Below are 14,092 nucleotides of genomic sequence, written 5' to 3'. Positions count from 1 at the left end.
TTCGAAGATAATTCAACGGGGTGCGGGCGATATGGACCTTATCGACGAGTACCGGCCGAGTGAGTCAGAGCCGTTCATGAACGAGCGCCAGCGCGAATATTTTCGCGCGAAGCTTCTGCGGTGGAAGGACGAAATTCTCCAGGAGAGCAAGGAAACCCTGGAGCACCTTCAGGACGAAAATCAGAATCACCCTGATCTCGTTGATCGGGCATCATCGGAAACCGATCGCGCCATAGAGCTGCGCGCCCGGGACCGCCAGCGCAAGGTGATCGCGAAGATCGACGCGGCGCTGAAGCGGATCGAGGACAGGACCTACGGTTATTGTGAAGAGACGGGAGAGCCGATCGGCCTCAAGCGCCTCGACGCACGGCCCATCGCCACCTTGTCGGTGGAGGCTCAGGAGCGACACGAGCGTCGCGAGCGCGTCTATCGCGACGAATAGTTCTCAGCGATCCTTCAAAACGAAAAGCCCCGGCCAAGCGGCCGGGGCTTTTTTATTGGCGATGTGGGTGGCCGTCAGGACTGGCGGTCGCGACCCAGCAGATTGGCCATCTCTTCTTCGAGCGCGTCGAGATGGGCCTGCTCGTTCATCGGGTTCTGGCGCGCGGGCTGGGGCTGTGCCGGGGGCGCAGCGGGGCGCGGCGTGGGCGCGACAGGCGCGGGCCGTTCGGCGGCAGCCGGGCGCTCCGGCAACGGGCGACGCGGTGGCGGAGGAGGGGCGGCCGGGCGCGGCGGCGCGACGGGGCGTGCCGGTGGCGTTGCCGGGCGGTGCAGGGCCTCTTCCAGCTGCTTCTCGATATCGGCAAACAGCGGATCGACATCCGGCGTGCGGGCGGCCGGAGCAGGCGCTGCCGGCGGGGGTGAGGCCGGGCGTGCCGGTTCAGGGGCGCGCAGAGGAGGCTCGGTGCGTGTGGGCGGGGCGGATGGGGCCGCGGGCGGCGTCTGCCCGCCGGGCCGCGCCATCGACGAGCGGAAGAAGCCCGGCAGTTTCGATTCGCGCGGGGCCGGTTGCGGTGCGGGCGGAGGCGCGAGATCCTCGTCGGCCGGATGCGGAGCGTGCACCGCCGGAGCGGAGCTCGGGGGCGGCGGCGCGGGACGCGCGGCGGGAGCGGGTGCCGCCGGACGCACCGGCGGGCGGATCTGCGGTGCCGGGCGCGGCGGGGCCGCAGGCGCGGGACGCGCGGGCGGTTCGCCGGCGGCATGGTCGAGACGCGGCGCGGCGGAGGGCGGCGCCATCTGCGGACGAGGCGCGGCCTCGATCTCGGGGATGCGGGCCCGCGGCTCGGCGCCTGGCGCGGCCTGCGCTCCCACACGCACGATGTTGCTCTCGATGACGACGTCGTTCGGGCCGCCGATCATGATCAGATGCTCGACATTGTCGCGGCGGATCAGGACGAGGCGGCGACGGGCGTCGATGGCGAATGCGTCGAGCACGCCCAGGCGCGGCTGGCGCGCCCGGCTGGCTGTGGCCACCGGCAGGCGGCGCCCCGCGAGGCGGCGGATCACCCACGCCACCAGCGCGATGAGCCCCAGAACAATAACAAAAGCCAGAAGAAACCGGACCGGGAGCGGAAGGCTGGTGCCGAAGATCTGATCGAGTACGCCCATATTACCGTCCCTGCTGATGCCGAACCGCCAACCCAAATGTTTTGCGGAGGTTCCGCTCCAGAGATGACCGTACCAAAAGCAGGGCCATGATCCTAGAGCTTATCCCTGAGACCGATGCCGTGATGACAGCGCCTTAAGGGCTGCTTAACCATAATCGCGGCCGATTCGCCGCCCGTTCCCGTTTTCCGGCCGGGCAGGGCGGTGGATCGGTGCCGGACGTGACCGCCTCCATGCGCCCAATCCCTGTGGCGAAGCGGCGGGCGCGATTGCTTTTCGGCCGTGCGCGGACCACCCTCCGCATGGCGGACACACATGCGGGACCCATGAGCGACACACAGGAACAGGCAGCCTACGAAGCGCCGATCGACCGCGCCGAGCCGCCCGGCAACATCAAGCTGGTTCTGGCGCTCGCGCTGTCGCTGGTCGCCGCCGCGCTCGGCCTGTCCTACGCCGAGGGCGAGAACGCCGGGTTCTACATCCTCTTGTTCCTCGCCTTGCTGTCGGCCATCGGCATCTTCGCCATGTTCGCGCTGGCCATCGGCATCCTGCGGCCGGCCGGCCGCCGTCGCGAGCCGGATTTCGCCCGCACGCTCCTCGCCGATGCGCCCGACGGCGTCCTCATCCAGGATGCGGACGGCGGCATCGTCTTCGCCAACCGCGCCTACCTCACGATGACCGGCACCGAAATCGCGCGCGACGTGCGCACCGTCGAGCGCGTCTTCGCCTCCGATCCCGATGTGGCCGAGGCGATCTACCGCCTGGCCCAGGCCTCGCGTGAGGGGCGGCCCATGCAGGAAGAATTCCGCGTCCAGAACGGCGCGCGCGGAGAGCCGGCCTGGTACCGCATCAAGGTGCGTCCGCTGCGCCGCGCCGGCGTGTCGCGCCCCGACAGCGTCTGGGTGCTGGCCGATGTGACGCGCGACCGCGAGCGGCAGGAAAACGTCTTCCAGGAGCTGCAGCACGCCATCGATTTCCTCGACCATGCCCCGGCCGGCTTCTTCTCCGCCGAGCCCGACGGCACGCTCGGCTACATGAATGCCACGCTCGCTGAATGGCTGGATTACGATCTCACCCAGACGGGCGCGGGCGCGCTCCGGCTGGAGGACGTGTTCGCCGGCGACGGCGCTTCCCTCGTGCGCACCGTCACCGGCGAAGCGGGCACCGTGCGCACCGAGGTACTCGACCTCGATCTCAAGACGCGCGGTGGCCAGAGCTTTCCCGTGCGCCTTCTCCACAAGGTGGCGGCCTCGGCCGATGGCTCGGTGGCTCCGTCGAAGACGCTCGTTCTCGATCGCTCCCGCTCGCGCGGTGTGCCGGACGCGTTGCGGGCCGCCGAGGTGCAGTTCGCGCGCTTCTTCAACAGCACACCCATCGCCATCGCGATCGTGGATCGCGCGGGGCAGGTGCGCCGCGCCAATTCCGCCTTCGCCCGCTTGTTCGGCGATCTGCTCAAGGGCACCGAGCGGGCGTTGCTCGGCGCCGTGGCCGAAGCCGGCCGCGCCCCTCTTGCCGATGCGCTGGCGCAGGCCGCCTCCGGCCGCGGCGACATCGCCCCGGTCGATGGCCTCATCGGCGAGACCGGCCGCTCGGCGCGCTTCTTTTTCAGCCCCCTGGAAGGCGGTGGCGGCGAGGAGGATGGCGAGGCCGTCATCCTCTACGCGCTCGACACCACCGAGCAGCGGGCACTCGAACTGCAGATCGCCCAGTCGCAGAAGATGGAGACCGTGGGCCAGCTCGCGGGCGGCATCGCGCACGATTTCAACAACGTGCTCACCGCCATCATCGGCTATTCCGACCTGCTGTTGACGAGCCACCGGCCGACCGATCCGTCGTTCCGCGACATCATGCAGATCAAGCACAACGCCAACCGCGCGGCGGGTCTGGTGCGCCATCTCTTGGCGTTCTCGCGCCGGCAGACATTGCGGCCGCAGGTGCTCTCTCTCGGCGAGGTTCTGTCGGATCTGCGCATGATGCTCGGCCGCCTGCTCGGCGAGCACGTCACGCTCGACGTCGTTCACGGCCGCGATCTGTGGCTTCTGAAGGCGGATCTCGGCCAGTTCGAACAGGTCGTCACGAATCTCGTCGTCAATGCGCGCGACGCCATGCCGGGCGGCGGCAAGGTCACCATCCGCACCCGCAACGTGGCGTCGGCGGAGGTGGCGTCCTTCAACGAGCCCATGCTCCCCGTCGCCGACTGGATTCTCGTGGAGGTCGAGGACAGCGGCACCGGCATTCCCAAGGAAATCCGCGACAAGATCTTCGAGCCGTTCTTCTCCACCAAGGAGGTCGGCAAGGGCACGGGTCTCGGCCTGTCCACCGTCTACGGCATCGTCAAGCAGACGGAGGGCTTCATCTTCGTCGACAGCGAACTCGGCCGCGGCACCGTGTTCCGCATCTTCCTGCCGCGTCATGTGCCAGCCGTCGCGCCTGCGGTCATCGAAGCCGCCGGCCACAAGGGACCCGAGCCGGCGCCCGCCAAGGACATGACGGGGCAGGGCGGCATCCTTCTGGTCGAGGACGAGGACGCCGTGCGCAGCTTCGCCATGCGTGCGCTGGAATCGCGTGGCTACACCGTGCATGCGGCCAATTCGGGCGTGGAGGCGCTGGAATTGATGGACCAATATGCCGACGAGATCGATCTCGTCGTCTCCGACGTCGTCATGCCGGAAATGGATGGCCCGACACTGCTCGGAGAGCTCAGGCGGCGAAACCCGGCCCTCAAGATCATCTTCGTTTCCGGTTATGCCGAGGATGCCTTCAAGAAGAACCTGGCCGAGGGCGAGCAGTTCGCGTTCCTGCCGAAGCCGTTTGCCCTGAAGGACCTCATCCAGACCGTGAAGGACACGCTCGGCTGATCCGCGATTCGCGCGGATCAAAGCAAGAACATGCTTGCTAGTGAGAACAAAACGTGTACTTTCAGTGCAGGTTGTTTTTTCCGCCAGCCCTGCCAAGAAGGAGGCTCCCATGGCCCCGAATCTCAAGGTCGTTGAAGTGGTCTCCCAGAACAAATCGAAGGCGCTTGACGCCGCCTTGGCGCAGATCGAGCGCAGCTTTGGCAAGGGCTCCATCATGCGGCTCGGCCAGCGCGAGGCGCTGGACATCGAAACCATCTCCACGGGTTCGCTCGGGCTCGACATCGCGCTCGGCGTCGGGGGGCTGCCGAAGGGGCGCGTGGTCGAGATCTACGGTCCGGAAAGCTCGGGCAAGACCACGCTTGCGCTTCACACCGTGGCCGAGGCGCAGAAGGCCGGCGGTATCTGTGCCTTCGTCGATGCCGAGCACGCGCTGGATCCGATCTATGCCCGCAAGCTCGGCGTCAATCTTGATGAGCTTCTGATCTCCCAGCCGGATGCTGGCGAGCAGGCGCTGGAGATCACCGACACGCTGGTGCGTTCCGGCGCGGTCGATGTGGTCGTGGTGGACTCGGTGGCAGCCCTTGTTCCGCGTTCGGAACTCGAAGGCGAGATGGGCGACACCCAGCCCGGCCAGCAGGCCCGTCTGATGAGTCAGGCGCTGCGCAAGCTGACGGGTTCGATCTCCAAGTCGAACACACTCGTCATTTTCATCAACCAGATCCGCATGAAGATTGGCGTGATGTACGGCTCGCCGGAGACCACCACGGGCGGCAATGCGCTGAAGTTCTACGCCTCGGTTCGCCTCGACATCCGCCGCATCGGCGCCATCAAGGACCGCGACGAAGTGGTCGGCAACCAGACCCGCGTCAAGGTCGTCAAGAACAAGGTGGCGCCGCCGTTCAAGCAGGTCGAATTCGACATCATGTACGGCGAGGGCGTGTCGAAGATGGGCGAGCTCATCGATCTCGGCGTCAAAGCCGGCATCGTCGAAAAATCGGGCGCCTGGTTCTCCTATGAAAGCCAGCGGCTCGGCCAGGGGCGCGAGAACGCCAAGACCTTCATGCGCGAAAATCCGGATGTGGCAAGCCGCATCGAGAACCAGATCCGCATGAACGCCAACATCATCGCGGGCAAGATTCTCGAAGAGGGGGATCCTGAACCCGAGGATGACGGCGCGCCCGACGTTTGAGACGCTTTTAGAAGGCCCGGAAGGGCCTTCTTCATGTTGAACGCAGACCGCTTGGTCGAAGAACATCCTTGACAATATTCCTATTATCGTCTAGCCTTGCTCCATCCTGTTTCAGGAAGGGGGTCGCGCAGGTACCGGCCGGCGTCTGATGGAAACAGGAGCGGCGCCTGCGGTCGGGTTCGGTATCCCGGCTCCGGGAGGCCGATGGCTGAAGGGCAGGGGCTCGCTCCTGCCCGGACGAGTGGGCCCGTCGGGCACTACGACCCGTCTGCGACGATTGGATCGCTGGGGACGGTGCGGTGCCGGGTGCCGCAAGGCGCAACCGGTGTCACACCGTGGAAGCGCCCGCCGCCATCGTGCCCGAAATCGCCGCGCGGGGAACGCCGTAGGTGTCCACGCTATAAAGTTTCACAGGACGCCCCGGCGTTCTCCGCCCCCTTCCCTTGGGGCACCGTTCCGTTTCGCGATCCGCCGACGCCCGCGAGGATGAGGCATGTCTGCGCCTGACGCGTTCCGCCGGGGATGGGGTCGTGGCGCAGTTTTCTAGACAGTCCACAGGCCCGCCGCTAAGAGAAGCCGGAATGCCCGCCATCTCCCTGCGCGGGGCCAAGAGCGTAGTGATGAGCAGCGTCAACGAGATCCGGGCCGCCTTCCTCGACTTCTTCGCGAAGGAAGGTCATCAAATCGTGCCGTCCAGCCCGCTGGTGCCGCGCAACGATCCAACCTTGCTGTTCACCAATGCCGGCATGGTGCAATTCAAGAACGTCTTCACCGGCGTCGAAAAGCGGCCCTATTCCACGGCCACCACCGCGCAGAAATGCGTGCGCGCCGGCGGCAAGCACAACGATCTCGAAAACGTCGGCTACACGGCCCGCCATCACACCTTCTTCGAGATGATGGGCAATTTCTCGTTCGGCGATTATTTCAAGGAACGCGCGATCGAGCTGGCCTGGACGCTCAGCACCAAGGTCTTCGACCTGCCGAAGGACCGCCTCCTCGTCACCGTGTACCATGACGACGATCAGGCCTTCGATCTCTGGAAGCGCATCGCCGGTCTGCCCGACAGCCGCATCATCCGCATCGCGACGTCCGACAATTTCTGGCAGATGGGCGACACCGGCCCCTGCGGACCATGCTCCGAGATCTTCATCGATCAGGGCCCGGAGCTTCAGGGTGGCCCCCCCGGCAGCCCGGACGAGGACGGCGACCGCTTCCTCGAATTCTGGAATCTCGTCTTCATGCAATACGAGCAGATTGCCCTCGGCAACCGGCTCGATCTGCCCCGTCCGTCGATCGACACCGGCATGGGCCTCGAGCGCATGGCCGCGATTCTGCAGGGTGTGAAATCGAACTACGACACCGACCTCTTCAAGGCTCTGATCCGCGCTTCCGTCGAGGCTGTCGGCAGCGACGCCGAAGGCCCGCGCCGTCCGAGCCATCGCGTTATTGCCGATCACCTGCGCGCGTCCGCCTTCCTCGTGGCCGATGGCGTCCTGCCCTCGAACGAAGGCCGTGGCTACGTGCTGCGCCGCATCATGCGCCGCGCCATGCGCCACGCCCAGCTTCTCGGCGCGGAAGAGCCGGTGATGTACAAGCTCGTCCCAGCGCTCACCCGCGAAATGGGCGCTGCCTATCCCGAGCTCGTCAACGCCGAAGCACTTATCACCGAGACGTTGAAGCTCGAGGAAACCCGCTTCCGCAAGACCTTGTCCCGAGGCCTTCAGATCCTCGACGAGGAGAGCGCAGCCCTCAATTCCGGCGACACCCTGTCCGGCGACGTCGCCTTCAAGCTTCACGATACGTTCGGCTTCCCGCTCGATCTCACGCAGGACGCATTGCGTGCCCGTGATATCAAGGTCGACACCGAAGGCTTCGAAACCGCCATGGCTCGCCAGCGCGCCGATGCGCGCAAAGCGTGGGCCGGTTCCGGCGACGCCGCCTCGGAGACGATCTGGTTCGGCTTGCGTGATCGCCTCGGCGCCACTGAATTCCTGGGCTACGACACCGAGACGGCCGAAGGCGTCGTCACCGCACTCGTGCGCGACGGTCAGGAGGTCGAGAACCTGAAGGCCGGCGAGACCGGGTCTCTCGTCCTCAACCAGACGCCGTTCTACGCCGAATCCGGCGGACAGGTCGGCGACCGGGGAACGATCCTCGCTCCGGGCGGGCGTCTCACCGTCACCGATACCCAGAAACGGGCCGATGGCTTGTTCATCCATCAGATCAGCGTGGAGGAGGGCGAGGTTGCGGTCGGCACCGCCGTCGAGCTGAAGGTGGATCACGCCCGTCGCGGGGCCATCCGCTCGAACCATTCCGCGACGCATCTCCTGCATGAGGCGCTTCGCCGTGTCCTCGGCGATCACGTCGCCCAGAAGGGATCGCTTGTCGCGCCCGACCGGTTGCGGTTCGACTTCGCCCATCCGAAGCCGATGAACGACGAGGAGCTCGTCGCCGTCGAGGACATCGTCAATTCCGAAATTCTGGGGAACACGCCCGTCGAAACGCGCCTCATGGCCGTCGACGATGCGGTCGCTTCCGGTGCGCGGGCACTGTTCGGCGAGAAATACGGCGAGGAGGTTCGCGTCGTATCGATGGGCAACCGCGACGGCAACAAGGCCTTCTCCGTCGAACTCTGCGGCGGCACACATACGGGGCGCACGGGAGATATCGGGCTACTGGCGGTCGTCGGCGAAGGCGCCGTCGCAGCCGGCGTGCGTCGTGTCGAGGCGCTGACGGGCGATGCCGCCCGCAAATATTTCGCCGAGCGTGGCCGTGCCCTCGAAGAGGTGGCGGCTCAGCTGAAAGCTCCGGTCAGCGAAGCTCCGGCCCGCGTCGCCGCTCTCGTGGAGGATCGCAAGCGGTTGGAGCGGGAGCTTGCCGATGCGCGCAGAAAGCTGGCGCTTGGCGGTGGGGGAGCGGCTGCTCCGGAAGCCAAGGAGATCGGCGGCACGAAGTTCCTTGGCCGCGTGATCCACGGTGTCTCGCCCAAGGACCTCAAGGGTCTCATCCACGACGCCAAGAAGCAGATCGGCTCGGGTATCGTCTCGTTCATCGCAGTGGACGACGAGAACAAGGCATCGATCGCCGTCGGCGTAACGGCGGATCGTGTTGAGCAGAACAATGCGGTGGATCTCGTGCGTCTCGGCGCCGACGCGCTGGGTGGCAAGGGCGGCGGCGGCCGTCCCGACATGGCCCAGGCCGGAGGTCCGAACGGTGCGAATGCGGATGCGGCGCTGGCCGCCATCGAAGCCCGCATCGCTGCACTCTGAGACAATAGTACGGAGCGGAGCAGGCCATTGGCCCGCTCCGCTCATTGTGTGATCAGGCGGCCATTGCGGCTTTCAGGTTCTCGTCGATCTTGTCGAGGAAGCCGGTGGTCGAGAGCCATTTCTGGTCCGGTCCGACCAAGAGCGCCAGATCCTTGGTCATGTAGCCGGCCTCGACAGTCTCGATGCAGACCCGCTCGAGCGTGTCGGCGAAGCGCTTCAGTTCATCGTTGCTGTCGAGCTTGGCGCGATGGGCGAGACCGCGGGTCCAAGCGAAGATGGATGCCATGGAATTCGTCGAGGTCTCTTTACCCTGCTGATGCTGGCGGTAATGGCGCGTCACGGTACCGTGCGCGGCCTCCGATTCCACCACCTTGCCGTCAGGGGTCATAAGCACGGAAGTCATCAGGCCAAGGGAACCGAAGCCCTGCGCCACGGTGTCGGACTGCACGTCGCCATCGTAGTTTTTGCAAGCCCACACATAACCGCCCGACCATTTCAGGCACGAGGCCACCATGTCGTCGATAAGACGGTGTTCGTAGGTCAGGCCACGAGCATCAAACTCAGCCTTGAACTCGGCATCGAACACTTCCTGGAACAGGTCCTTGAAGCGACCGTCATAGGCCTTGAGGATCGTGTTCTTGGTCGAAAGGTAGACAGGGTAGTTCCGGGCCAAGCCATAATTCATCGAAGCGCGGGCAAATTCCCGAATCGAATCGTCGAGGTTGTACATAGCCATCGTCACGCCAGAATCCGGTGCGTTGAACACCTCCTTCTCGATGACCTGTCCGTCCTCGCCGACGAACTTGATCGACAGGGTGCCCTTGCCGGGGAATTTGAAGTCAGTGGCGCGGTACTGGTCGCCGAAGGCATGGCGGCCGATGATGATGGGCTGCGTCCAGCCGGGCACGAGGCGCGGCACGTTCGAGCAGATGATGGGCTCGCGGAAGATCACGCCGCCCAGGATGTTGCGGATCGTGCCGTTCGGCGACTTCCACATGTCCTTGAGGCCGAATTCCTCAACCCGCGCTTCGTCAGGCGTGATGGTCGCGCACTTGACGCCGACGCCATGTTTCTTGATGGCATTGGCCGCATCCACGGTGACCTGGTCGTTCGTGGCGTCGCGATGCTCGACACCGAGGTCGTAATATTCGAGATCGATGTCGAGATAGGGATGGATCAGCTTGTCCTTGATGAGCTGCCAGATGATCCGGGTCATCTCGTCGCCGTCGAGTTCGACAACCGGGTTTGCGACCTTGATCTTCGCCATTGGCGGGATTCCTCTCATCAAATGCGGGGGCCGTTCTTATATCAGGCACCGCTGACACGAGAAGTACAACTATGGCCGGAACAGACCGCAGCAAACACCTCGTGCGGGGCGGACCTGTCGTGATCCTCGTCGAACCGCAGATGCCGGAAAATATCGGCAGCGCGGCTCGCGCAATGGCCAATTTTGGGCTGGGAGACCTTCGCCTTGTAAGGCCGCAAGCAAAATTTCCTCACCCGAAGACGCGGGCCATGGCGTCAGGCGCCGTGCACCTGATCGACAACGCCCGCATATTCGGTAGCTTGGAGGATGCGATTGCCGATCTGTCGCTGGTGTTCGCGGCCACAGCGCGCGAACGCGGACAGGCTAAGCCGGTCGATACGCCTTCGAGCGCCGTGGGCCTCATGCTTCAGCAGGAAATGACCGGCATAAAGACCGGGATTCTCTTCGGTCGTGAACGGACAGGTCTCGAAAACGATGAAGTGGCGCTGGCGGACCGGGTGCTGACCTTTCCCGTCAATCCGGCATTCGCAAGCCTCAATCTTGGCCAGGCCGTGCTGCTGGCTGGCTATGAATGGTTCAAGGCCTCCAATGGCGATGTGCCGCCTTTCGAAATGCCGCAGCATTCCCCGCCCGCCGAGAAGCAACATCTTATCGCGTTCTTCGCGCATATCGAAGCAGCCCTGGATCGAGCGGGCTTTTTCTTCCCGGAAGTGCGGAGGCCCGTGATGGTGCGCAATCTCCGCAACATCTTTCATCGGCTGGGGCTCTCCGAGCAGGATCTACGCACGTTGCATGGCGCGATCGCTGCCTTGGAAGAAGGAGAGCGCGGACCTTCTCGCCGTGAAAGGCGCGTGCTTAAGGTGAACGCGGAGGACGAGGAAACAGGCCAGTGATGGCACGAGACGGCTCGGTATGGTAAGGCGCGGCATGTCCGATATTCTCATTGCACCCTCCATTCTTGCGGCTGACTTTGCTCGTTTCGGCGAAGAGGTTGCGGCGGTCGATTCGGCCGGGGCGGATTGGATCCACATCGACGTGATGGACGGGCATTTCGTGCCCAATATCTCGTTCGGCCCGGAAGTGGTGAGGGCGGTCCGACGTCACACGCAAAAGCCGCTCGACGTGCATCTGATGATCGAGCCGGCTGATCCGTATCTCGCATCGTTTGCCGAGGCTGGAGCCGATCACATCAGCGTGCATGCGGAAGCTGGGCCGCATCTGCACCGGTCGCTGCAGACGATTCGCGCGCTCGGCAAGAAAGCCGGCGCGGCCATCAATCCCGCAACGCCCGTCGATCACCTCAGCCACGTTCTCGACGAATTGGATGTGATCCTGGTCATGACCGTTAACCCCGGCTTCGGCGGTCAGAGCTTCATCACGTCCGTCCTGCCCAAGATCGCCGAAATCAGCGAGATGGTTCGGCACCGTCCCCGCAAGATCGAGATCGTCATCGATGGTGGCGTGACGAAGGAGACGGCGCGTGCCTGCGCGGAAGCTGGTGGCACGGTGATGGTCGCTGGGTCGGCGGTATTTTCAGGTGGCGCCGGCTATGCCGAGAAAATTTTGGACATCCGCAAGGCGGCAACGAGCATCATTGTCTGAAGCATTCGATGTTCTGTCGCTGATCGCCGGAATTTCCGGTTATGAAATGAGGTTTCGATGATCCCGCGTTATTCCCGGCCCGAAATGGTCGCTGTCTGGTCGCCCGAGACCCGATTTCGGATCTGGTTCGAGATTGAGGCGCATGCGGCGGACGCTTTGGCCGAAATCGGCGTGATCCCGAAGGAAGCCGCAGCGACGATCTGGGAAAGGGGCGGGAAGGCAGAGTTCGACATCGCACGGATCGACGAGATCGAGCGCGAAACGAAGCACGACGTGATCGCATTCCTCACGCATCTTGCGGAGTTTGTCGGCGATGATGCGCGTTTCGTCCATCAGGGCATGACGTCGTCGGACGTTCTGGATACATGCCTGTCCGTGCAGCTGGTTCGAGCGGCAGATATTCTCATCGCCGACGTCGATCGGGTGCTTGAGGCTTTGGAAAAGCGGGCCTTCGAGCACAAGATGACGCCTGCGATCGGCCGGTCTCACGGCATTCATGCCGAGCCTCTGACGTTTGGTCTCAAGCTTGCGGGATTTCATGCGGAGTTTCGGCGGGCAAGGGCGCGTCTTGTGCAGGCCCGCGCTGAAATCGCCACGTGCGCCATTTCAGGTGCTGTCGGTACTTTTGCGAATATTGATCCGCGTGTGGAGGAGCATGTTGCCGCCAAGCTCGGACTTGAGGTGGAGCCCGTATCCACGCAGGTGATTCCCAGAGATCGGCACGCCGCTTTCTTCGCAATGCTGGGAGTCGTCGCTTCGTCGGTTGAGCGTCTTGCGATCGAGATTCGGCACATGCAGCGCACTGAGGTGCTGGAGGCAGAGGAATATTTCTCGCCGGGCCAGAAGGGCTCCTCGGCCATGCCGCACAAGCGTAACCCCGTGTTGACGGAAAACCTCACGGGTCTGGCGCGCATGGTGCGGTCGTACGCAATGCCGGCGATGGAAAATGTCGCTCTTTGGCACGAGCGCGACATCTCTCACTCTTCGGTGGAGAGAATGATCGGACCGGACGCCACGATCACGCTGGATTTCGCACTGGTCAGATTGGCAGGCGTGGTCGAGAATCTCGTCGTCTATCCTGAGCGGATGCAGGGCAATCTCGATCTGCTTGGCGGACTCGTTCATTCTCAGCGTGTGCTGCTTGCATTGACGCAAAAGGGTGCCAGTCGTGAGGACGCCTATCGCCTTGTTCAGCGCAATGCCATGCCGGTTTGGCGTGGAGAAGGGGATTTCCTCACTCTGCTACAAGCGGATGAAGATGTCGGTCGATATTTGACGGGCAATGAACTCGCGGAGCTATTCGATCTCTCGTACCATTTCAAACATGTAGACACGGTGTTTCAGCGGGTTTTCGGCCGCGCTTGAGCCCAGCAAAAAGCCCGCTGCAGCGCAGCGGGCTTTACTTTTTCGACGCTGATCTCAGCGGGTGCGTTCCGGGAATACAACGCCGCCGCCAGGACCGCCACGGTCACCGCCACCAAAACGCTCCCCACCTCGGCCTTCACCGCGCATGCCGCCGCTGATTGGACGGAGTTCGCGGGATCCTCGATCGCGTCCTATTGAGTCGCCGCGACCCGGTCCGCGCTCATTGTCCGAGCGGTCCCGCCGTGGTCCCCGGTCGGAATCGGGACGATCAGGGCGCGACCCCCGATCAAATCCGGGACGATCCTGACGTGGTCCTCGATCGAAATCAGGACGATCACGACGGGGGCCACGGTCGATGACCGGGCGGCCATCCCTCCCACCACGGTTCCTCCAGCGATCCTCGAAACGGTCGCGATGCCTGCGGTCGGTCCAGCGGAAATCACGACGGTCGCGGAACCAGTCCCAATCCACGCGGTGGCGACGGCCGCCACGCCAATACCAGTAATACCCACCGTCATCCCAAAAGAACGGATCGCTGCCATAATAGAACAGGGGATCGCCCAGATAGGACGGATACACCTCCTCTACCACGACACGTTCACGCGGCGGTGGCGCACCCCGGGGGTCGAGGTAGGCAGCACTCGCCCAACCGAGGCCGGAGATCTCGTACCAACTGCCCTGGCTCGAAACGACTTCGACCGTTTCTCCTGCCTGAAGCTGATCCACGACGCTATAATTCGTTCCAGGACCTGAGCGAACATTCAAGCTCGTGGTCGCAGTAGCAGGGAACGCGGAAGCCGCTCCCGCCGACGCGATCAGAAGCGCCAAGGCACTGATCGCGAACCTTGCTTTTGACATGGAATTTCCTCCAAGGCCTCCGGCCGAAGCCACAGGCGGGAATGACAGAGCCGATCTGGAAGGATCGGCCTCAGAGGAG

10 protein-coding genes are annotated in these 14,092 nt (G+C 64.1%); 7 read left to right on the top strand and 3 right to left on the bottom strand.

The features are described from left to right. The first annotated feature begins 31 nt into the window (after positions 1-31). The gene (gene dksA / locus ACQ6S1_RS04395) at positions 32-442 is read left to right on the top strand and encodes an RNA polymerase-binding protein DksA (RefSeq protein ID WP_445039925.1); all 411 of its coding nucleotides are present in this window, start codon (positions 32-34) and stop codon (positions 440-442) included. Between the two features lie 74 nt (positions 443-516). On the opposite strand, the gene ACQ6S1_RS04390 is transcribed toward dksA, so the two are convergent. Further along, positions 517-1,608, bottom strand: coding sequence for a flagellar biosynthetic protein FliO (locus ACQ6S1_RS04390; RefSeq protein ID WP_445039924.1), 1,092 nt, complete (start codon positions 1,606-1,608; stop codon positions 517-519). 323 nt (positions 1,609-1,931) lie between these two features. On the opposite strand from ACQ6S1_RS04390, the gene cckA reads away from it, so the two are divergent. The 3 genes from cckA (at position 1,932) to alaS (ending at position 8,921) form a co-directional block, all read left to right on the top strand. Continuing rightward, on the top strand, positions 1,932-4,463 hold the full coding sequence (gene cckA / locus ACQ6S1_RS04385) for a cell cycle histidine kinase CckA (RefSeq protein ID WP_445039923.1): 2,532 nt from the start codon (positions 1,932-1,934) through the stop codon (positions 4,461-4,463). A 109-nt stretch (positions 4,464-4,572) separates the two neighbouring features. Continuing rightward, positions 4,573-5,652 carry a recombinase RecA gene (gene recA / locus ACQ6S1_RS04380; protein WP_445039922.1) on the top strand — a complete coding sequence of 360 codons (1,080 nt, stop codon included), beginning with the start codon at positions 4,573-4,575 and terminating at the stop codon, positions 5,650-5,652. Between the two features lie 620 nt (positions 5,653-6,272). Further along, entirely contained in the window at positions 6,273-8,921 is a 2,649-nt protein-coding gene (alaS, locus tag ACQ6S1_RS04375) for an alanine--tRNA ligase (RefSeq protein ID WP_445040262.1), read from the top strand. Between the two features lie 52 nt (positions 8,922-8,973). Here alaS and ACQ6S1_RS04370 read toward each other — a convergent pair whose 3' ends face one another. Next, positions 8,974-10,188 (bottom strand): NADP-dependent isocitrate dehydrogenase, encoded by a 1,215-nt coding sequence (locus ACQ6S1_RS04370; protein WP_445039921.1) that lies wholly within the window; start codon positions 10,186-10,188, stop codon positions 8,974-8,976. On the opposite strand from ACQ6S1_RS04370, the gene ACQ6S1_RS04365 reads away from it, so the two are divergent. The 3 genes from ACQ6S1_RS04365 to purB are packed head-to-tail and all read left to right on the top strand — an operon-like array spanning position 10,188 to position 13,155. After that, the gene (locus tag ACQ6S1_RS04365) at positions 10,188-11,081 is read left to right on the top strand and encodes an RNA methyltransferase (protein WP_445039920.1); all 894 of its coding nucleotides are present in this window, start codon (positions 10,188-10,190) and stop codon (positions 11,079-11,081) included. The two genes, ACQ6S1_RS04370 and ACQ6S1_RS04365, sit on opposite strands and share 1 nt — an antisense overlap. Before the next feature lie 34 nt (positions 11,082-11,115). Then, a complete protein-coding gene (rpe, locus tag ACQ6S1_RS04360) occupies positions 11,116-11,790 on the top strand; it encodes a ribulose-phosphate 3-epimerase (RefSeq protein WP_445039919.1) in 675 nt (224 codons plus the stop codon). 57 nt (positions 11,791-11,847) lie between these two features. Next, positions 11,848-13,155, top strand: coding sequence for an adenylosuccinate lyase (purB, locus tag ACQ6S1_RS04355; protein ID WP_445039918.1), 1,308 nt, complete (start codon positions 11,848-11,850; stop codon positions 13,153-13,155). Between the two features lie 54 nt (positions 13,156-13,209). On the opposite strand, the gene ACQ6S1_RS04350 is transcribed toward purB, so the two are convergent. Continuing rightward, a complete protein-coding gene (locus ACQ6S1_RS04350) occupies positions 13,210-14,013 on the bottom strand; it encodes an SH3 domain-containing protein (RefSeq protein ID WP_445039917.1) in 804 nt (267 codons plus the stop codon). Positions 14,014-14,092 lie beyond the last annotated feature (79 nt).

The organism is Terrihabitans aquatilis, assembly GCF_052542005.1.
This window is presented reverse-complemented; position numbering and strand designations above follow the sequence as displayed.

Bases quoted from the DNA above. Each gene is read 5' to 3' on its own strand.
- dksA (WP_445039925.1), top strand. From the start codon at position 32: ATGGACCTTATCGACGAGTACCGGCCGAGTGAGTCAGAGCCGTTCATG.
- ACQ6S1_RS04390 (WP_445039924.1), bottom strand. From the start codon at position 1,608: ATGGGCGTACTCGATCAGATCTTCGGCACCAGCCTTCCGCTCCCGGTC.
- cckA (WP_445039923.1), top strand. From the start codon at position 1,932: ATGAGCGACACACAGGAACAGGCAGCCTACGAAGCGCCGATCGACCGC.
- recA (WP_445039922.1), top strand. From the start codon at position 4,573: ATGGCCCCGAATCTCAAGGTCGTTGAAGTGGTCTCCCAGAACAAATCG.
- alaS (WP_445040262.1), top strand. From the start codon at position 6,273: ATGAGCAGCGTCAACGAGATCCGGGCCGCCTTCCTCGACTTCTTCGCG.
- ACQ6S1_RS04370 (WP_445039921.1), bottom strand. From the start codon at position 10,188: ATGGCGAAGATCAAGGTCGCAAACCCGGTTGTCGAACTCGACGGCGAC.
- rpe (WP_445039919.1), top strand. From the start codon at position 11,116: ATGTCCGATATTCTCATTGCACCCTCCATTCTTGCGGCTGACTTTGCT.
- purB (WP_445039918.1), top strand. From the start codon at position 11,848: ATGATCCCGCGTTATTCCCGGCCCGAAATGGTCGCTGTCTGGTCGCCC.
- ACQ6S1_RS04350 (WP_445039917.1), bottom strand. From the start codon at position 14,013: ATGTCAAAAGCAAGGTTCGCGATCAGTGCCTTGGCGCTTCTGATCGCG.